Source organism: Streptomyces sp. NPDC091292, assembly GCF_044757265.1.
Taxonomy (GTDB): domain Bacteria; phylum Actinomycetota; class Actinomycetes; order Streptomycetales; family Streptomycetaceae; genus Streptomyces.
The window spans coordinates 275,971-295,050 of record NZ_JBIVUQ010000001.1; the positions used below are offsets into that span (position 1 = coordinate 275,971).

General features: G+C 70.6%; 15 protein-coding genes. 3 read left to right on the forward strand and 12 right to left on the reverse strand.

Annotation, left to right across the window (positions count from 1 at the left end):
- From glmS to ACIQNU_RS01225, 3 genes are all read right to left on the reverse strand, one after another.
- Complete coding sequence (glmS, locus tag ACIQNU_RS01215; protein WP_401359466.1) at positions 1-1,818, reverse strand: glutamine--fructose-6-phosphate transaminase (isomerizing); 1,818 nt, start codon at positions 1,816-1,818, stop codon at positions 1-3.
- Positions 1,819-1,847: 29 nt separating this feature from the next.
- On the reverse strand, positions 1,848-2,105 hold the full coding sequence (locus ACIQNU_RS01220) for a hypothetical protein (RefSeq protein WP_401359469.1): 258 nt from the start codon (positions 2,103-2,105) through the stop codon (positions 1,848-1,850).
- A gap of 118 nt (positions 2,106-2,223) precedes the next feature.
- Positions 2,224-3,117 carry a DUF4429 domain-containing protein gene (locus ACIQNU_RS01225; protein WP_401359471.1) on the reverse strand — a complete coding sequence of 298 codons (894 nt, stop codon included), beginning with the start codon at positions 3,115-3,117 and terminating at the stop codon, positions 2,224-2,226.
- Between the two features lie 76 nt (positions 3,118-3,193).
- Here ACIQNU_RS01225 and ACIQNU_RS01230 point away from each other — a divergent pair, with 76 nt between their 5' ends.
- Entirely contained in the window at positions 3,194-4,819 is a 1,626-nt protein-coding gene (locus ACIQNU_RS01230; protein WP_401359474.1) for a beta-N-acetylhexosaminidase, read from the forward strand.
- A gap of 70 nt (positions 4,820-4,889) precedes the next feature.
- On the opposite strand, the gene ACIQNU_RS01235 is transcribed toward ACIQNU_RS01230, so the two are convergent.
- The 9 genes from ACIQNU_RS01235 to ACIQNU_RS01275 form a co-directional block, all read right to left on the reverse strand.
- Positions 4,890-6,701: an IucA/IucC family protein gene (locus tag ACIQNU_RS01235; protein WP_401359476.1), complete on the reverse strand. Its 1,812-nt coding sequence runs from the start codon at positions 6,699-6,701 to the stop codon at positions 4,890-4,892.
- Positions 6,698-7,279 (reverse strand): GNAT family N-acetyltransferase, encoded by a 582-nt coding sequence (locus tag ACIQNU_RS01240; RefSeq protein ID WP_401359478.1) that lies wholly within the window; start codon positions 7,277-7,279, stop codon positions 6,698-6,700. Before ACIQNU_RS01240 ends, ACIQNU_RS01235 begins: the two co-directional genes overlap by 4 nt.
- Positions 7,276-8,562, reverse strand: coding sequence for a lysine N(6)-hydroxylase/L-ornithine N(5)-oxygenase family protein (locus ACIQNU_RS01245; RefSeq protein ID WP_401359481.1), 1,287 nt, complete (start codon positions 8,560-8,562; stop codon positions 7,276-7,278). The genes ACIQNU_RS01240 and ACIQNU_RS01245 overlap by 4 nt, the downstream gene beginning before the upstream one ends.
- Positions 8,546-9,991: a lysine decarboxylase DesA gene (gene desA / locus ACIQNU_RS01250; protein WP_401359483.1), complete on the reverse strand. Its 1,446-nt coding sequence runs from the start codon at positions 9,989-9,991 to the stop codon at positions 8,546-8,548. Before desA ends, ACIQNU_RS01245 begins: the two co-directional genes overlap by 17 nt.
- Positions 9,992-10,208: 217 nt before the next feature.
- On the reverse strand, positions 10,209-11,102 hold the full coding sequence (locus ACIQNU_RS01255) for a siderophore-interacting protein (RefSeq protein ID WP_401359485.1): 894 nt from the start codon (positions 11,100-11,102) through the stop codon (positions 10,209-10,211).
- A gap of 147 nt (positions 11,103-11,249) precedes the next feature.
- Entirely contained in the window at positions 11,250-12,410 is a 1,161-nt protein-coding gene (locus ACIQNU_RS01260; protein ID WP_401362343.1) for an acyl-CoA dehydrogenase family protein, read from the reverse strand.
- Positions 12,411-12,418: 8 nt separating this feature from the next.
- A complete protein-coding gene (locus tag ACIQNU_RS01265) occupies positions 12,419-13,411 on the reverse strand; it encodes a hydroxymethylglutaryl-CoA lyase (RefSeq protein WP_401359487.1) in 993 nt (330 codons plus the stop codon).
- Positions 13,408-15,447, reverse strand: a complete 2,040-nt coding sequence (locus tag ACIQNU_RS01270; protein WP_401359489.1) for an acetyl/propionyl/methylcrotonyl-CoA carboxylase subunit alpha — start codon at positions 15,445-15,447, stop codon at positions 13,408-13,410. Before ACIQNU_RS01270 ends, ACIQNU_RS01265 begins: the two co-directional genes overlap by 4 nt.
- Before the next feature lie 25 nt (positions 15,448-15,472).
- Complete coding sequence (locus ACIQNU_RS01275) at positions 15,473-17,095, reverse strand: carboxyl transferase domain-containing protein (RefSeq protein ID WP_401362346.1); 1,623 nt, start codon at positions 17,093-17,095, stop codon at positions 15,473-15,475.
- 88 nt (positions 17,096-17,183) lie between these two features.
- Here ACIQNU_RS01275 and ACIQNU_RS01280 point away from each other — a divergent pair, with 88 nt between their 5' ends.
- Both ACIQNU_RS01280 and ACIQNU_RS01285 read left to right on the forward strand, forming a co-directional pair.
- Positions 17,184-17,774: a TetR/AcrR family transcriptional regulator gene (locus tag ACIQNU_RS01280; RefSeq protein WP_401359491.1), complete on the forward strand. Its 591-nt coding sequence runs from the start codon at positions 17,184-17,186 to the stop codon at positions 17,772-17,774.
- 141 nt (positions 17,775-17,915) lie between these two features.
- Positions 17,916-19,073 (forward strand): acyl-CoA dehydrogenase family protein, encoded by a 1,158-nt coding sequence (locus tag ACIQNU_RS01285; protein ID WP_401359493.1) that lies wholly within the window; start codon positions 17,916-17,918, stop codon positions 19,071-19,073.
- The last annotated feature ends 7 nt before the right edge of the window (positions 19,074-19,080 follow it).

Consider the following 19,080-nt stretch of genomic DNA (forward strand, 5'->3'; position numbering starts at 1 on the left):
TTACTCCACCGTCACCGACTTCGCCAGGTTGCGCGGCTTGTCGATGTCGCGGCCCAGCGCCAACGCCGTGTGGTACGCGAGGAGTTGCAGCGGAATCCCCATCAGGATCGGGTCCAGCTCGTCCTCGTTCTTCGGGACGACGATCGTGTGGTCGGCCTTCTCCTGCTCCTGGTGCGCGACCGCGAGGATCGGGCCGCTGCGCGCCTTGATCTCCTCCAGGGCGGCGCGGTTCTTCTCCAGCAGATCGTCGTCCGGGACGATCGCGACCGTCGGCAGCGCCGGCTCGATCAGCGCGAGCGGCCCGTGCTTCAACTCCGAGGCGGGGTAGGCCTCGGCGTGGATGTACGAGACCTCCTTGAGCTTCAGGGACGCCTCACGGGCCACCGGGTAGCCGCGTACCCGGCCGATGAACATCATCGAGCGGGCGTCCGCGTACAGCTCCGCCAGCTTCTTGATATCGGCCTCCTGCTCCAGGACCTCGGTGATCTGCGCGGGCAGCCGGCGCAGGCCCTCGATGATCCGCTTGCCGTCCGCCACGGACAGGTCCCGGATGCGGCCCAGGTGCAGGGCGAGCAGGGCGAAGGCGACCGTGGTGTTCGTGAAGCACTTGGTCGACACGACACAGACCTCGGGGCCCGCGTGCACGTACACACCCGCGTCGGCCTCCCGGGCGATCGCCGAGCCGACGACGTTCACCACGCCGAACACCCGCCCGCCCTTGCGCTTCAGCTCCTGTACGGCCGCCAGCACGTCGTACGTCTCGCCGGACTGCGAGACCGCCACGTACAGGGTGTCCGGGTCGACCACCGGGTTGCGGTAGCGGAACTCCGACGCGGGTTCGGCGTCGGCGGGGATGCGGGCCAGCTCCTCGATGAGCTGGGCGCCGATCAGACCCGCGTGGTACGAGGTGCCGCAGCCGAGGATCTTCACCCGGCGTACCGCGCGCGCCTCACGGGCGTCCAGGTTGAGGCCGCCGAGGTGGACGGTCGAGAAGCGGTCGTCGATCCGTCCGCGCAGCACCCGGTCCACGGCCTCGGGCTGCTCGTGGATCTCCTTGTGCATGTACGTGTCGTGGCCGCCCATGTCGTACGACTCGGCCGCCCACTCCACGGTCGTCGGGGACGCGGTCGTGCGGGTGCCCTCGGTGGTGTACGTACGGAAGTCGTCCGCCTTGAGCGTGGCCATCTCGCCGTCGTCCAGGGTGACGACCTGGCGGGTGTGGGTGACCAGCGCGGCGACGTCCGATGCGACGAACATCTCCTTCTCGCCGATGCCGAGGACGACCGGGGAGCCGTTGCGGGCGACGACGATGCGGTCCGGGAAGTCGGCGTGCACGACGGCGATGCCGTAGGTGCCCTCGACCAGGCGCAGGGCCGCGCGGACCTTGTCCTCCAGGGTCTCTTCCGTGGAGCGGGCGATGAGGTGGGTCAGGACCTCGGTGTCGGTCTCGGAGAGGAAGGTGACGCCGTCGGCGGTGAGCTTGGCGCGCAGGTCGGAGGCGTTGTCGATGATGCCGTTGTGGACGACGGCGACCTTGCCGTCGGCGTCCAGGTGGGGGTGTGCGTTCTCGTCGGACGGGGCGCCGTGGGTGGCCCAGCGGGTGTGCGCGATCCCGGTGGTGCCCGCGAACCGCTTCGGGACCTTGGCCTCCAGGTCGCGGACCCGGCCCTTGGCCTTGACCATCTTCAGCCCGGCCGCCTTCGGCCCTGTGACGACGATGCCCGCCGAGTCGTAGCCCCGGTACTCCAGGCGCTGGAGCCCCTCAAGGAGCAGCGGTGCCACATCACGCCGCCCGATGTATCCGACAATTCCGCACATATAGGTTCCTTACGTTGTTCGGGCGACCGTCAGCCGTAGATGATGCGGCGCAGTTGCCTCAGTGAGGGCTGAGGCGGGGCGACCGTGCGGTACGCCAGGTCCGCCGCGATCTGTTCGAAGATGTCCGCGTTGACCAGGCCCCGGCCCTGGAGTTCCCGGTGCCGGCGGCGGACGTACTCCTCGGTGGTCTCGTCGAAGTACGCCAGGACGTCCTGGATCACCCGGAGGGCTTCGCCACGGCTGAGCGGCGTGCTGCGGGTCAGGTGATCAACAAGGTCGTCGTGCACCCGACGATCCTGGGCCACGGACCGTGGTTTCGCAAGAATCCTGCCCGATATCGGGCACGGAGGGTCGGTGGGCCCGGTCGGGTTACGTGGTGCGGGTCACAGCCTCTTCAGTTTCGAGTCACAGCCTCTTCAATACGGCCTGCTTGGCCGCCGTGAACTCCTCGTCCGTGAGGATGCCCGACTGGTGAAGTTCACCCAGTTCGCGGAGGCGGCGCAGCAGGGCGTCGGGGTCATCCGTGGCGGGGGTGGGGGAGGGGGCGGCGGACTTCTCGGTCGGCGGTGCGGGCAGCTCCGCCGGGGCGGCGGGCGCCGACGGGTGCGGAAGCCGGTACTGGACCGCCGCCGCGACCAGCGCCATCAGCGGGTCCTTCTTGAAGCCCCAGAGATCCACCGCGTGCGGGTCGTACTTCGGTGGGGCCGCCTTCCCCGTGGCCCCCCGCACGGTGAAGCGGAGGTACCCGTTCTCCAGCCCGGCGGACGGCTGCCACTCGACGCCCGTGATCTCCTCCAGGGCGATCGACCGCGTCCCGGCCGCCGACTTCGCCTCCTCGGTCTTCCAGTTCCACTCCAGGCGTACCGTCTCGCCGTCGAAGCTCGCGGTGGCGTCCCCCGCCGACACCGACAGCGGCACCGAAGGGCCGGACAGCAGATAGCCGTCCGTGGGGCCCGGGTCCACCTCGTCCAGGACCAGCGCGTTGCGGACCTCGTCCACCAGATACTCGGCGACCCCGTACCGGTCCGCGTCGACCGTCAGCTGATACGGGTCACCGGAGTCCGTCAGCCGGCCCCCCGAGACCTGGAGCAGCGGATCGGCGCCGTCCCGCAGCCGCAGCCTCAGCCGCCCCGACTTCCGGCCCTGCTCGAAGGAGACCCCCGCCAACGCCCGCAGCGGGACGGTCAGTTCGCCCAGCGTTCTGCGCAGCAGACCGACACCCTTGTCCCGCCCCGGCACCAGCCGAAGCGCCTCGCCGTCGAACGTCCACGTCCCGTCCCGCTGGATGATTTCCGCCATACGGGGATTCTGACATCCGCATCACGGGGAGAGTGGTCTACACCATGCACCGCGAACCTCGTCGAAGGGACCGTTGGTGAACCCCCATCACAGAACGACCCGGCTGTTCGGCTCGCTGCTGCTCACCGCCGCCGTCGGCATCTCCTGCGTCGGCGCCGCCCCGGCCCGGCCCGCACCCGGACCGCCCCCGCCCCCGACCCCGCTCAGCCAGGTGATCCCGGCGCCCGCGTCCGTCGACGCCGGCGGATCCGCGTACCGCATCAACCCCGGCACCACGATCCGCGTGGACGGCGGCTCGCGCGACGTACGGCGGATCGGGGACTACCTCGCGGACGTGCTGCGGCCGTCCACCGGGTACCGGCTCCCCGTCACCGCGCACGGCGGCGGCAACACGATCCGGCTGAAGCTGACCGGCAAGGAGACCGGTGACGCGAAGGGCCTCGGGGACGAGGGCTACCGCCTCGACAGCGGTTCCCGGGGTGTCACCATCACCGCGCGGCGGCCCGCCGGGCTGTTCCACGGCGTCCAGACGCTCCGCCAGCTCCTGCCCGCCGCCGTCGAGAAGGACACTCGCCAGTCCGGGCCCTGGCTGATCGCGGGCGGCACCGTCGAGGACAGCCCGCGCTACGCCTACCGGGGCGCCATGCTCGATGTGTCCCGGCACTTCTTCACCGTCGACCAGGTCAAGCGCTACATCGACCAACTCTCCCTCTACAAGGTCAACAAGCTGCATCTGCACCTCTCCGACGACCAGGGCTGGCGTATCGCGATCGACTCGTGGCCGCGCCTGGCCACCTACGGCGGCTCCACCCAGGTCGGCGGGGGCGCGGGCGGCTACTACACCAAGGACCAGTACAAGGAGATCGTCCGGTACGCGTCGTCCCGCTATCTGGAGGTCGTCCCCGAGATCGACCTGCCGGGCCACACCAACGCGGCCCTCGCCTCGTACGCCGATCTCAACTGCGACGGCGTCGCACCCCCGCTCTACACGGGCACCGCCGTCGGCTTCAGCTCCCTGTGCGTCCCGAAGCCGCTCACGTACGAGTTCGTGGACGACGTCCTGCGTGAACTCGCCGCGCTCACCCCCGGCTCCACCATCCACATCGGCGGCGACGAGGCGCACTCCACCAGCCACGCCGACTACGTGACCTTCATGAACAAGGTGCAGCCGCTCGTCACGAAGTACGGCAAGTCCGTCATGGGCTGGCACCAGCTGACCGGCGCGACACCCGTCAAGGGGGCGATCGCCCAGTACTGGGGCTACGACGCGACCGGCGCCGCCGAGCGCAAGCAGGTCGTCGACGCCGCGAAGAACGGCACGAAACTGGTGATCTCCCCGGCCGACCGCAGCTACCTCGACATGAAGTACACCCGGGACTTCCCGCTCGGCCTGTCCTGGGCCGGTCTGGTCGAGGTGCAGCGGTCCTACGACTGGGACCCGGGCACCTACCTCGCGGGCGCGCCCGCCGACTCGATCCTCGGCGTCGAGGCGCCGCTGTGGACGGAGACGCTGTCGACCTCGGCGAACCTTGAGGTGATGGCGTTCCCGAAGCTGCCCGGCATCGCCGAACTGGGCTGGTCACCCGCCGCCACGCACGACTGGGACACCTACAAGGTCCGGCTCGCGTCGCAGGCTCCGCGCTGGGACGCGCTCGGCATCGGCTACTACCGCTCACCGCAGGTGCCCTGGCCGACCAACTAGCAGGATCTGAAGGGGAATTGAGGAGGACGGGTGCCCCGGCACGGGACCGTGTGCCGGGGCACCCGCCGGTCTACTGGCCCGCGAACCGGGCGAGCGGGTTGGTCAGCGTGCCCGCGAACTGGAGCGCCCCCGACGGATCGGCGAGGTCGACCATCTGCCGGTTGTCCCGCAGTTGCAGCCGGTTGAGGCAGGACAGCTCGAACTCCGGCGCGAAAAGGTCGTACTGCTTGAATCTGTCGGCGAGTTCAGGCCGCGCGTCCTGGTACTCCGTGACGCACTGGGCGACGGTCCGCCAGAACGTGTCCTCGTCCACCACGCCCTCCGTGGTGAGGTGCGCGGACAGGAACCGGAAGAAGCAGTCGAAGACGTCCGTGAAGATCGACAGGAGTTTCTTGTCCTCGGGGACCTCCACCCGGATGCGCTCCACGGCGGGCGGCAGCACCGCGTCCGGGTCCATCACCGCGATCTCCTCGGCGATGTCCTTGAACACCGCCCGGCTCACCGCGCCGGCCTCGTCCAGGACCAGGATCACGTTCTCGCCGTGCGGCATGAACACCAGGTCGTAGGCGTAGAAGCTGTGCAGCAGCGGGGTGAGATAGGCGCGCAGATAGCGGCGCAGCCACTCCACCGGGGCCAGACCGGAACCGTTGATCAGCGCGGCGGCCAGCGACTTGCCGTCCCGGTCGATGTGCAGGAGCGAAGCCATCGTGGCGAGCCGCTCGCCGTCCCGCAACGCCGGTACCGGGCTCTCCCGCCACAGCGCGGCGAGCATTTTGCGGTACGGCGAATACCGGTCGGTCGCGGCCTCGTACTCCAGATGCCGGTACCCGACGGCGGCCCGCTCCCGGATGATCGTCAGGCCGGTGGAGCGCAGCACCTCGTCCCGCTCGATCAGCCCCGCCAGCCAGTCGTTGATCGCCGGGGTCGCCGCCATGTACGCGGCGGACAGGCCCCGCATGAAGCCCATGTTGAGGACGGACAGTGCCGTCTTGACGTAGTGCCTGGCCGGGTCGCTCGTGTTGAAGAAGGTACGGATCGACTGCTGGGCCAGATAGTCGTCCTCGCCTTCGCCGAGCACCACGAGCCGGTCCTGGGCGACCTCGGCCGCGAAGGTGACGGAGAGCTTGTTCCACCACTGCCAGGGGTGGACCGGCATCAGCAGGAAGTCCGCCGGATCCAGGTCCCGTTCGCGCAGCAGCCCGTCGAACCGGGACAGCGTCTCCTCACCCAGCTCCGCCCGCAGGAACGACCCGTACTCGATCCCCGCGCCCGCCGTGAACGCCGCCCGGTCGCGGCGCGCGGCGAGCCACAGCAGCCGCACCGGCCGCGCGGCCTCCGGCGCGTACGCCAGGAACTCGTGCACGCCGAAGCCGAGCCGCCCGTTGTTGGCGACGAAACAGGGGTGGCCCTCGGTCATGCCCGTCTCGACGGCCTGGAAGTCCGCGCCCGCGAGGTCGGCTGCGGACACGTCCGGCTTGCCGAGTTTGAAGCAGGTGCCGGAGAGGGTGGACGAGATCTCCTCCAGATAGACCGGCAGGATCTCGTCGCTCAGCCCGAGCGCGCCGCGCAGCTCGATGAAGAAGTCGAGGGCGGAGAGGGGCAGTTCGTCGTCCTCGGCCGTATTGTCCCCGGTTCGGTGACGGGTGATCGACGCCGGGTCGACGTGCCAGTGGTCGAGGGCGAGGCGCCGCGCGGCGAACCGGTACGTGACCGAGCCGTCGTCGCCGGTCACCCGGTAGCGGCCGTCGGCCCCCGTACGGGCCGGCGTGATGAGCCGCTCGTGCGCGAATTCGGAGAGCGCTTTGGCGAGCAGGTGCCGGGTGGCCGCCGCCCAGCGGTCGGGGGTGAGATGGGCCACGGATTCGGCTGGTGACGTGGTCATACCGTCACCCCCCGGGCCGCCTTGGGCACGGCCGTCTCGAACTGCTCCCGGGTGCAGAAGCTCAGCAGCGCCCGCTTCTCCGGCTTCTCCACCTCCCGCTCCGGTACGAAGCCGACGGCGGCGTTCAGCGCGTGCACGGCCGTGTTGCGGACGTCGGGCTCCACGACCACCCGCCGGACCGCCGGGTCCTCGAACAGGAACGCCATCACCGCCGTGATCACGGCCCGCGTGAACCCGTGCAGAGGCGTGTCCGTCGGCGCGACCAGGAAGTGCATCCCGACATCGCCGGGCGCCGGCTCGTACAGCCCCACCAGCTCGCGGTACGCGGGGTCGTACCGCTCGACCAGGAACGCCGGCTCACCCCCGTACAGACCGATGAACGCCTCCTGGTAGGCGTCGGCGGCGAGCGCCATGTAGGCCCGCTCGACATCCTGGAGCCGCGCGTCCTGCATCATCCAGAACGCGGACTTGGGGTGGGTGACCCAGGTGTGCAGCAGCGAGGCGTCGGTCACGGGGTCGAGGGGGCGGATGGCGAAGCTGTCCGCGGTCACGCCAGGGGGTGTGGGGATGGTGCTCATACGGCGAACTCCTGGAACGCGATGGTCTTTTCGATCGGGTAGTACTCGGTGCCCAGCAGCTCTCGGATCAGGACGCTGTTGCGGTACGCGCCCATGCCCAGGTCGGGCGAGGTGATCGAGTGGGTGTGGGTGCCCGCGTTCTGGAGGTAGATGCCGCGGCCCGTCGTGTCGATGGCGTAGGTGCGGTTGACGTCGAACCGGCCCTGGGCGTCCCGGCGGATGCGGTCGTGGACCGGGGCGAGGAAGTCCGGGGTGCGGTAGCGGTAGCCGGTGGCGAGGATCAGGCCCTCGGTGCGGATCTCGAAGTCCTTGCCCTGTTCCTCCTGGCGCAGCCCGAGGGTGTAGGCACCGTCCTCGTAAGTCGCCGTCCGCAGGGCCGAGTTGGTGAGGAGGCGGGTCGGCATCGGGCCGCTGAGGTTCTTCTGGTAGAGCAGGTCGAAGATGGCGTTGATCAGGTCGCCGTCGATGCCCTTGAAGAGGCCCTTCTGCTGGGACTCCAGGCGGTAGCGGGTCTCCTCGGGGAGCGTGTGGAAGTAGTCGATGTACTCCGGCGAGGTCATCTCCAGCGTGAGTTTGGTGTACTCCAGCGGGAAGAAGCGCGGGGAGCGGGTGACCCAGTTGAGCCGGTAGCCGTGGACGTCGATCTCGCTCAGCAGGTCGTAGTAGATCTCGGCGGCGGACTGGCCGCTGCCGACCAGCGTGATCGACTCCTTGCGCTGGAGGTCCGGCTTGGCCTGCACATAGCGGGAGTTGTGCACGAAGTCCCCGCCCAGACCCTCGCACGCCTCGGGCACGTACGGCGGCGTACCGGTCCCGAGGACCAGCCGCTCCGAGCGGTACGTGGTCCCGCCTTCGGTGCGCACGGAGTACCGGCCGTCGGACGCGTCGTACACCACCTCCGTGACCGTGGTGCGGAAGCGGATGCTGGAGAGTTTCGACGCGGCCCAGCGGCAGTAGTCGTTGTACTCGGTGCGCAGCGGATAGAAGTTCTCGCGGATGTAGAACGAGTACAGCCGTCCGGACTCCTTGAGGTACGCGAGGAAGGAGTACGGGGAGGTCGGGTCGGCGAGGGTGACCAGGTCGGAGAGGAACGGGGTCTGGAGGTGGGCGCCCTCCAGGAACATGCCCGCGTGCCATGCGAAGTCCGGCTTGGACTCCAGGAAGACACCGTTCAGCTCGGTGATCGGTTCGGTGAGGCAGGCGAGGCCGAGGTTGAAGGGGCCGAGGCCGATGCCTATGAAGTCGGCGTCCACGGGGGATGTGGGGTCAGCTGGCGCGGTCAAGGTCTTCTTCTCCCAGGTACTGCTCGGCGTGGCCGGCGATCAGATCGAGGACGGCCGCGATGTCGGCGGTGGTCGTCCCGGGGTTGAGGAGGGTGAACTTCAGGAAGTGCCGGGCGCCCACCTTGGTGCCCGCGACGACCGCGTCACCGGAGGCGAACAGGGCCTTGCGGGCGTAGAGGTTGGCGCGGTCGATGTCGGCCGGGTCGGTGACGGCGGCCGGGATGTAGCGGAAGACGAGCGTGGAGAGGGTCGGCTCGACCACGACGTCGTAGCGCGGGTCGGCGGCCAGCAGCTTCCAGCCGTCGGCGGCCAGGTCGCAGACCTCGTCGAAGAGTTCCCCGATGCCGTCGGCGCCCATCACGCGCAGCGTCATCCACAGCTTGAGCGCGTCGAAACGGCGGGTGGTCTGGAGGGACTTGTCGACCTGGTTGGGGATGCGCTCCTGCACCATGCGGCGCGGGTTGAGGTACTCGGCGTGGTAGGTCGCGTGCCGCAGCGTCGAGGCGTCGCGTACCAGGAGTGCACTCGAACTCACCGGCTGGAAGAAGGACTTGTGGTAGTCGACGGTGACCGAGTCGGCGCGCTCGATGCCGTCGAGCAGGTGCCGGTTCTTGCGGGACACCAGCAGCCCGCAGCCGTACGCGGCGTCCACGTGCAGCCACGTGCCGTACTGGGCGCAGAGTTCGGCGATCTCGGGGAGCGGGTCGATGGAGCCGAAGTCGGTGGTGCCGGCGGTGGCGACGACGGCCATCGGGACCAGACCGTCCCGGGCGCAGCGCGCCAACTCGCGTGCCAGGGCGAGGGTTTGCATCCGCTTGTCGTGGTCGCAGGGTATGGAAACCACGGCGTCGGGGTTCAGGCCGAGCAGTTTCGCCGACTTCTTGACGCTGAAGTGGCTGGCATCGGAGGCGAAGATCCGCAGTTTCGCGAGGCTGTCGACCTTGGCCTCCTCGCGGGCCAGGAGCAGCGCCTGAAGGTTGGACTGGGTGCCGCCGCTGGTGAACACGCCGTCGGCGACGGGTCCCAGGCCGATGCGCTCGGTGGTCCAGTCGACGAGCTTGCGCTCGATGAGGGTGCCGCCCGCCGACTGGTCCCAGGTGTCGAGGGAGGAGTTGACGGCGGAGAGTACGGCTTCGCCGAGCACGGCCGGGATGACGACCGGGCAGTTGAGGTGGGCGAGGTAGCGGGGGTGGTGGAAGTAGACGGCGTCGCGGAGGTAGACCTCTTCGAGTTCGTCCAGGGCGGCGGTCGTGTCGAGGAGGGGGCTGTCCAGGTCTACGGCGGCCAGGCGCGGGGTCAGGTCGTCGACCGTGACGCCGGTGAACGGCCTTGTGGTGGTGGCGAGTTGGGCCGCCACCCGCTCGATTCCTTCGGTCACGGACCGGCGATACCGGTCCGCGGTCGTGTCATTGAGCAGGTGCGAGCGCATGGGGGGTCCTCCGTGCGGGGGAAGGAAAGGGGGTGCCGGGAAGGCGCGGGGGTGCGGTGAAGGAAGGGGACGCGGCTTCGCCAAGCCCTGATCGACTTGACTTAGGTTAGCCTAACCTAAGTTACGTCTGAGGTGGCATGCGGTCACTGTGTGCCATGCCACTTGGGCGGGGGTGGGGGTGGGGTTTGGGGCGGGGGAAACGGTGGCCGGGGTCCCTTCAGTCCTCGGCGGGTGTCTCCGACTCGGCCGCCGCCCGCACCTGCTCCTCCGAGAGTCCGCGCCGCCAGTACCCGACGAACGTCACGTGTCGCCGGTCGAATCCGCGCTCCCGTACGAGATGCCGGCGCAACTCCTTCACGCACCCGGACTCCCCGGCGATCCAGGCGTACGGCCGTTCGGCGGCCGGGAGTCGGGCGGCCCGTACCGCCTCCGTACCGCTGGGGGCGCCCTCGTCCCGTACCAGCCAGGTGATCTCGGCGTCGGCGCGGGTCGCCAGGTTCTGGCGGTCGCCGGAGTGCGCGACCTCCAGCCAGACGCGGGCGCGGGTGCCCGCCGGCAGCCACTCCAGGATCGCCGCGGCGGCGGGCAGCGCCGTCTCGTCCGCCCACAGGACGACGAGATCGGGGTCGTCGACCGGCGGGCGGAACCGTACGGCGGTGTTGTCGGCGATGGCGGGGCCGAGGACGAGGACGCGGGCGCCGGGCTCGGCGGTGGCGGCCCAGCGGGAGGCGGGGCCCGCGGGGGCGGTGGCCGAGTCCACGCCGTGGAGCGCGAAGTCGATGTCGATCTCGCCCGCGCTCCCAACTCCGCCCCCGGCGCCCCGGCGCTGCTCGCGGACGGTGTACGACCGCATCACCGCCCTTACCTCGGCGGGGAGTTCACGCCAGGCGTGCCACCAGCCGTCGCCCGCTTCGAGGGGGACGACCGGCTCGTCCTGGCCCGGGTGCGGCAGGAAGAGCGAGACGCTCTGGTCGCGCCCGCCGGAGTCGAAGCCGTCCAACTCCCGTCCCCCGAAGGTGACCCGGACCATCGAAGGGCCGAGCCGCCTCACCCGTACGACCTGGAGGGAGAAGAAGCGGAACGGGGCGGCGACGGCGGTGGTGGTCGTCATGGGCGGACTCCTGGAGAGTCGTGGGGGGCTCGGCCTGGGGGTCCCGTCGGAACGCGACAGCCGAAACGCGACAAAGGAAGGTTAGCCTAACCTCACTCGCCGGATCGAGGAACCCCCGTAGCCCACGGCTCCATCAGCCCACGACCGTCAGCCCACCAACCCCAATTCGCGGGCGATCAGCATCCGCTGGACCTCGCTCGTGCCCTCGCCGATCTCCAGGATCTTCGAGTCCCGCCACATCCGGGCCACCGGATACTCGTTCATGAAGCCGTAGCCGCCGTGGATCTGCGTGGCCTCGCGCGCGTTGTCCACCGCCACCGTCGACGAGTACAGCTTCGCGAGCGCCGCCTCCTTCTTGAACGGCTCGCCCGTCACCAGCCGGGACGCCGCGTCACGCCACGCGAGCCGGGCCGTGTGCGCCTTCATCTCCATGTCCGCGATCTTGAACTGGATCGCCTGGTACGACCCGATGTTCCGGCCGAATGCGTGCCGTTCGCGCGCGTACTTCACGGATTCGTCCACGCAGCCCTGCGCGAGCCCGGTCGCCAGCGCCGAGATCGCGATGCGGCCCTCGTCCAGGATGCGGAGGAACTGCGCGTACCCGCGCCCCTCGTCGCCGAGCAGGTTCGCCGCCGGTACGCGCACGTCCGCGAAGGACAGCTCGCGGGTGTCCGACGCGTTCCACCCGACCTTCGAGTACGGCGCCGCCACCGTGAACCCCGGAGTGCCGGACGGGACGATGATCGAGGAGATCCGGGGGCGCCCGTCGTCCTTGCGGCCCGTCACAGCCGTCACCGTCACCAGCCCGGTGATGTCCGTACCGGAGTTGGTGATGAAGCACTTGGTGCCGTTGATCACCCACTCGCCCGTCGCCTCGTCCAAGCGGGCCGTCGTCCGGGTGGCGCCCGCGTCGGAGCCGCCGTCCGGTTCCGTCAGGCCGAACGCGCCCAGGATCTCGCCCGCGCACAGCCGGGGCAGCCACTCCCGCTTCTGCTCATCGGTTCCGTAGAGGTGGATCGGCATCGCGCCCAGCGAAACCCCGGCCTCCAGGGTGATCGCCACGGACGAGTCGACGCGCGCCAGCTCCTCCAGGGCGATACCGAGCGCCAGATAGTCGCCGCCCATCCCGCCGTACTCCTCCGGGAACGGCAGCCCGAACAGCCCCATGCGGCCCATCTCCCGCACGATCTCGTACGGGAACTCGTGCCGCTCGTAGAAGTCGCCGATCTTCGGCGCGACGACGTCGTGCGCGAACTCCTCGACGGTGCGCCGCAGTTCTTCGTGCTCCGGGGAGAGCCGGTGGTCGATCGACATGGTCAGGACTCCTTGGGGGACGGGTCCGTGGTCGCCCCGGTGAGGGCCCGGACGGTGCGGGACGGGCTGGGCCGTCCCAGATGGGTGGCCATCCACACGCTGGTGGCGGTGAGCCGGCCGAGGTCGACGCCGGTCTCGATACCGAGGCCGTTCAGCATCCACACGAGGTCTTCGGTGGCGAGGTTTCCGGTCGCGGACTTGGCGAAGGGGCAGCCGCCGAGGCCGCCGGCGGAGGCGTCGACCGTGGTCACGCCGTGTTGCAGGGCGGCCAGGGTGTTGGCGAGTGCCTGCCCGTACGTGTCGTGGAAGTGGACGCCGATCCGGTCGGTGTGGACGCCCTCCTCGTTCAGCTCCGACAGCAGCGCCTGGACATGGCCCGGTGTGGCGACGCCGATCGTGTCGCCCAGGCTCAGTTCGTCGCAGCCCATGTCGATCAGCGCCTTGCAGACATGGACTACGCGCGCGATGGGGACCGGGCCCTCCCAGGGGTCGCCGAAGCACATCGACAGATAGCCCCGGACGTGCACCTTGCCCGCGTCGCCGCTCTTCGCGCGCGCGACCACCGGCTCGAACATCGCCAGGGACTCGTCCACCGTGCGGTTGAGGTTGGCCTTGGCGAAGGACTCCGTGGCGCTCGCGAAGACGGCGACCCGGCGGGCGCCCAGGGCGAGGGCGCGCTCCAGCCCGCGCGCGTTGGGCACGAGGACGGGCAGCGCCACGTCCCGCTCGTCGCGCAGATCGCGGACCAGCGGGAAGAGGGCTTCCGCGTCGGCGAGTTGGGGCACCCACTCCGGGCGGACGAAGCTGGTCGCCTCGATGGTGGTGAGGCCCGCGTCCGCGAGGCGGTGGATGAACTCCGCCTTCACCTCGGTCGGGACGGTCGCCTTCTCGTTCTGCAGCCCGTCCCGCGCGCCCACCTCGTGGATGCGGACGCGCGGGGGGAGGTCCTGGGTGGGGACCTCCATGGGCAGGCCGGGGGGCAGGTCAGCAGTCATGCCGTCGTCGCCTCCTCGGGCACGGGCGTCTCGGCGGGTTCGACCACCGCGAGTACCTGGTCCATGGCGACCGTCGCCCCGGGGCTCACGTCCAGCTCCGTGACCGTCCCCGCGTGCGGCGCCGACACGACGTGCTCCATCTTCATCGCCTCGACCACGAGAAGGCTCTGACCCGCCGTGACCTGGTCGCCCACCGCGACCTTCACCACTGTCACCGTCCCCGGCATCGGTGCCGTCAGCGAGTCGGCGCCCGCGTGCGCGGCGCCCGTCAGTGACGCGGCCACCGGGTCGTGGTCCCGCACCTGCCACGCGTCGCCGTCGCGGCCCAGCCAGTCGCCCGCGCGGCGGAAGGTGTGCCGGACGCCGTCGAGGGTGACCGAGACGGAGTCGGCGGTGACGGTGGCCTCGCCGCGCGCGCGGTACGTGACCGGGTCGTGGCCCGGGATCCGCAGCGGGAACGCGAGCGGTGCGGGCGTCCCGCCGAGCCGCCATCCGCTCGGCACGTCGAAGGGGTCCGTCCAGGCGCCGTCTCCGCGCGCGGGTCGCAGCCCCGCGAGGCGTACGGCCGCCGCCGCCTCGTACACCTCGTCGGGGACCGTGTCCGGGACCAGCCCCTCGGCCTCCCGCTCGACGAGGCCGGTGTCCAGCGCGCCCGCGACGACGTCCGGGTGGGCGAGCAGGCGGCGCAGGAAGCCCGCGTTGGTCGGGACGCCCAGGGTGACCGTCCGGGCGAGCGCGGCGCGCAGCCTGCGCAGGGCGGTGGCCCGGTCCGGGCCGTACGCGACGACCTTCGACAGCATCGGGTCGTACAGGCTGCCTACCTCGGTGCCCACGCTCAGCCCCGAGTCCGTGCGCACCCCGTCGCCCTGCGGCTCGTCCAGCGCGAGGACGGTGCCGCCGGACGGCAGGAACCCGCGCGCGCCCTCGCGGAAGGACACGGTTTCGGCGCAGATACGGGCCTCCACCGCGTGCCCGGTGAGCCGGACGTCCTCCTGCGCGTACGGCAGCCGCTCGCCCGCGGCCACCCGCAACTGCCACTCGACCAGGTCGAGTCCGGTCACCAGCTCGGTCACCGGGTGCTCCACCTGGAGCCGGGTGTTCATCTCCATGAAGTAGTACGCGGACGGGTCGCCGCCCGGCACGATGAACTCGACGGTGCCCGCGCCCACGTACCCGCAGGAGCGGGCCGCCTGGACGGCCGCCTCGCCCATCGCCGCGCGCGTGGCCGCGTCGAGCAGGACGCTGGGCGCCTCCTCGATCACCTTCTGGTGGCGCCGCTGGAGGGAGCACTCGCGCTCCCCGAGGTGGATCACCTGCCCGTGGGTGTCCGCGAGTACCTGGATCTCGATGTGCCGGGGGCGGTCGATCCATCGCTCCACGAGCAGGGTGTCGTCGCCGAAGGAGGCGCGGGCCTCGCGCCGGGCCGCCGCGATCTCGTCGCCGAGCAGCGCCTCGTCCCGGACCAGCCGCATGCCCTTGCCGCCGCCGCCCGCCGACGGCTTCAGCAGGACCGGCATACCGATCTCGCGCGCCGCGTCGACCAGTTGGCCGTCCGTCAGGCCGCTGCCCGACGAGCCGGGCACCACCGGGACACCGGCGGCGCGGACCGTCTCCTTGGCGCGGATCTTGTCGCCCATCAGGGAGATCGCGTCGGCGGTCGGGCCGATGAAGACGAGCCCGGCGTCGGCGCACGCGCGCGCGAAGGCGGCGTTCTCCGCGAGGAATCCGTACCCCGGGTGGGTCGCCTGCGCGCCCGTGGCGCGGGCCGCCGCCAGCAGCCGGTCCATCGACAGATAGCTCTCGGCTGCGGGCGCGGGCCCGATCCGCACCGCCGTGTCCGCCTCGCGCACATGGCGCGCGTCCGCGTCGGCGTCGCTGAAGACGGCCACCGACCGGATGCCCAGCGCGCGCAGCGTCCGCATGACCCGTACGGCGATCTCGCCCCGGTTGGCCACGAGGACCGTGTCGAAGAGCGCACCCCCGCCCGCGCCCGCGCCCGCGACGGCCGTCCCGTCCTGCCGCTGTGTGTCGTCCATTCCCACCCTCACGCTCACGTCACCCTCACATCCGGAAGACGCCGAAGCCGTCGCCGCGGGCCGGCAGCGGGGCGTTGGCACATGCGGTCAGGGCCAGGCCGAGGACCTGGCGGGTCTCCAGGGGGTCGATCACGCCGTCGTCCCACAGCCGCGCCGTCGCGTAGTAGGCGTTGCCCTGGGTCTCGTACTGCGCGCGGATCGGGGCCTTGAAGGCTTCCTCGTCCTCGGCGGGCCAGTCCTCGCCCCGGGCGTCCGCCTGGTCGCGCTTGACGGTCGCGAGGACGGACGCGGCCTGCTCGCCGCCCATCACGGAGATCTTGGCGTTCGGCCACATCCACAGGAAGCGCGGTGAGTACGCCCGGCCGCACATGGAGTAGTTCCCCGCGCCGTACGACCCGCCGACCACCACCGTCAGCTTCGGCACGCGCGCGCAGGCGACCGCCGTCACCATCTTGGCGCCGTGCTTGGCGATGCCCCCCGCCTCGTAGTCCCTGCCGACCATGAAGCCCGAGATGTTCTGGAGGAACACCAGCGGGATACCGCGCTGGTCGCACAGCTCGATGAAGTGGGCGCCCTTCTGGGCCGACTCGGAGAACAGGATGCCGTTGTTCGCGACGATCCCCACCGGATGCCCGTGGATCCACGCGAAGCCGGTGACCAGCGTCTGCCCGAACTCGGCCTTGAACTCGGCGAACCGGGAACCGTCCACCACGCGCGCGATGACCTCCCGCACGTCATAGGGCGTCCGCGAGTCGACCGGCACCACCCCGTACAGCCCGTACGGATCCGCCTTCGGCTCCTGAACCGCGCGGACCGCCCAGGGCAGCTCACCGCGCGCGGGGAGGGTCGACACGATGGTGCGGACGATCCGCAGCGCGTGCGCGTCGTCCTCCGCGAGGTGGTCCGTGACCCCGGAGACCCGGGAGTGGACCTCGCCGCCGCCCAGCTCCTCGGCCGTGACGACCTCGCCGGTCGCCGCCTTCACCAGGGGCGGGCCGCCGAGGAAGATCGTGCCCTGGCCGCGCACGATCACCGCCTCGTCGCTCATCGCCGGGACATACGCGCCACCCGCCGTGCACGACCCGAGGACGGCCGCGATCTGCGGGATGCCGGCGCCGGACATCCGGGCCTGGTTGTAGAAGATCCGCCCGAAGTGGTCCCGGTCCGGGAACACCTCGTCCTGCATCGGAAGGAAGGCGCCGCCCGAGTCGACGAGATACACGCAAGGCAGCCGGTTCTCCAGGGCAACCTCCTGCGCGCGCAGGTGCTTCTTCACGGTCATCGGGTAGTACGTGCCGCCCTTGACCGTCGCGTCGTTCGCCACCACCACGCACTCGCGCCCCGAGACCCGGCCGATCCCGGCGATCACCCCGGCCGCCGGGGCGTCCCCGCCGTACAGCCCCTCGGCGGCCAGCGGTGCCAGTTCGAGGAAGGGGGAGCCCGGGTCCAGGAGGGTGTCCACGCGGTCGCGCGGCAGCAGCTTCCCGCGCGCGGTGTGCCGGGCGCGGGCCCGCTCCCCACCGCCGAGCCGCACGCGCGCGAGGCGCGCCCGCAGCTCTTCGCCCAGGGCGCGGTGCCCCGCCTCGTTGGCCCGAAACGCCTCGGACGCGGGATCGGCCGCCGTCCCCAGCACCGGTGCCTCTTGCACCTCTCGCATCGAGCCCCCATGGTTAATGAGCGTTAACGTATGTCCTCCAGGTTAACGACCGCTAACCGCCCTGTCTAGAATTGCTGCCATGGTCACGAGAACCGATGCGACGACCCGCCGCGAGCAGATCCTCAAGGAGGCCGCGCGGCTCTTCGCCGAGCGGGGCTTCCACGGTGTGGGCGTGGACGAGATAGGGGCCGCGGTCGGCATCAGCGGACCCGGCCTGTACCGGCACTTCGCCGGCAAGGACGCGATGCTCGCCGAACTGCTCGTCGGGATCAGCGGGCAGCTCCTCACCGGGGGCAAGCGGCGCGTCCAGGAGTCCGACGGGCGCCCTGACGCACTGCTCGACTCGCTCATCGAGGGCCATATCGACTTCGCGCTGGACGACCGGCCCCTCATCACCCTGCACGACCGCGAGCTGGACCGCCTCCGGGACAGTGACCGCAAACTCGTGCGCCAGCTACAGCGCCAGTACGTCGAACTGTGGGTGGTCGCCGTCCGCGAGCAGTACGGCCACCTCTCCGAACCGGAGGCCCGCGCCACCGTGCACGCCGTATTCGGGCTGCTGAACTCGACCCCGCACCTCAGCCGCCCCGGCTCCCTGCCCGGCCGCACGGCGATGGCCGAGCTGCTGCACCGGCTGGCCCGAGGGGCCTTCGACGCGGCCGGAGCCTGAGGGACGCGGCGGGCACGAAAGGGCCGGTCCAGGCGTTCATCCAGTGACGCACCTCTCCCTGGACGGTTACGGTGACTCACGGGTAACCTGACGCTGAGCAAGCGCTTAGTCCCTGCCGTCGCGTCGCAGAAGGAGAACCCCGTGCGCCGAACTGTTTACAACGAGGACCACGAGGCGTTCCGGGAGACCATCCGGGCCTTCATCGAGGCCGAGGTCGTCCCCGTCTACGACGAGTGGTACGCGGCGGGACAGGCGCCCCGCGACTTCTACTACCAGCTCGGCGAGCTGGGCATCTTCGGCATAGAGGTGCCCGAGGAGTACGGCGGCGCGGGCGAGGAGTCCTTCAAGTTCCAGGCCGTCATCTCCGAGGAGACCGCCCGCGCGGGCGTGTCCTTCGGCGGCTCCGGCGTCCATGTCGCCCTCTGCCTGCCGTACCTCAAGGCGTACGCCACCGACGAGCAGAAAAAGCGCTGGCTGCCCGACTTCGTCACCGGCCGCTCCATGTACGCCATCGCGATGACCGAGCCCGGCACCGGCTCCGACCTCGCCGGCATGAAGACCACCGCCAAGCTCTCCGACGACGGCACGCACTACGTACTCAACGGCGCCAAGACCTTCATCACCGGCGGCGTCCACGCCGACCGTGTCATCGTCTGCGCCCGCACCGCCCCGCCCACGCCCGAGGACCGCCGCCACGGCATCTCCCTCTTCGTGGTCGACACCAAGTCCGAGGGGTACGCGGTCGGCCGCAAGCTCGACAAACTGGGCCTGAAGACCTCCGACACCGCGGAGCTGGCGTTCACGGACGTCAAGGTCCCCGTGGACGACCTGCTCGGCGAGGAGAACAAGGGCTTCTCCTACCTCGGCCAGAACCTCCCGCAGGAGCGCCTCGGCATCGCCGTCGGCGCCTACGCGCAGGCAGCCGCCGCCGTCCGCTTCGCGCAGCAGTACGTCGAGGAGCGCACCGTCTTCGGCAAGACCGTCGCGTCCTTCCAGAACACCAAGTTCGAACTGGCCGCCTGCAAGGCCGAGGTCGACGCCGCCGAAGCGGTCGCCGACCGCGCCCTCGAAGCCCACGACCGGGGCGAGCTGACCGCCGCCGAGGCCGCGAGCGCCAAGCTGTTCTGCACCGAGGTCGCCCACCGCGTCATCGACAAGTGCCTCCAGTTGCACGGCGGCTACGGCTATATGAACGAGTACCCGATCGCCCGCCTCTACGCCGACAACCGCGTCAACCGGATCTACGGCGGGACCAGCGAGGTCATGAAGATGATCATCGCCAAGGACATGGGGCTGTAGCCCGCCG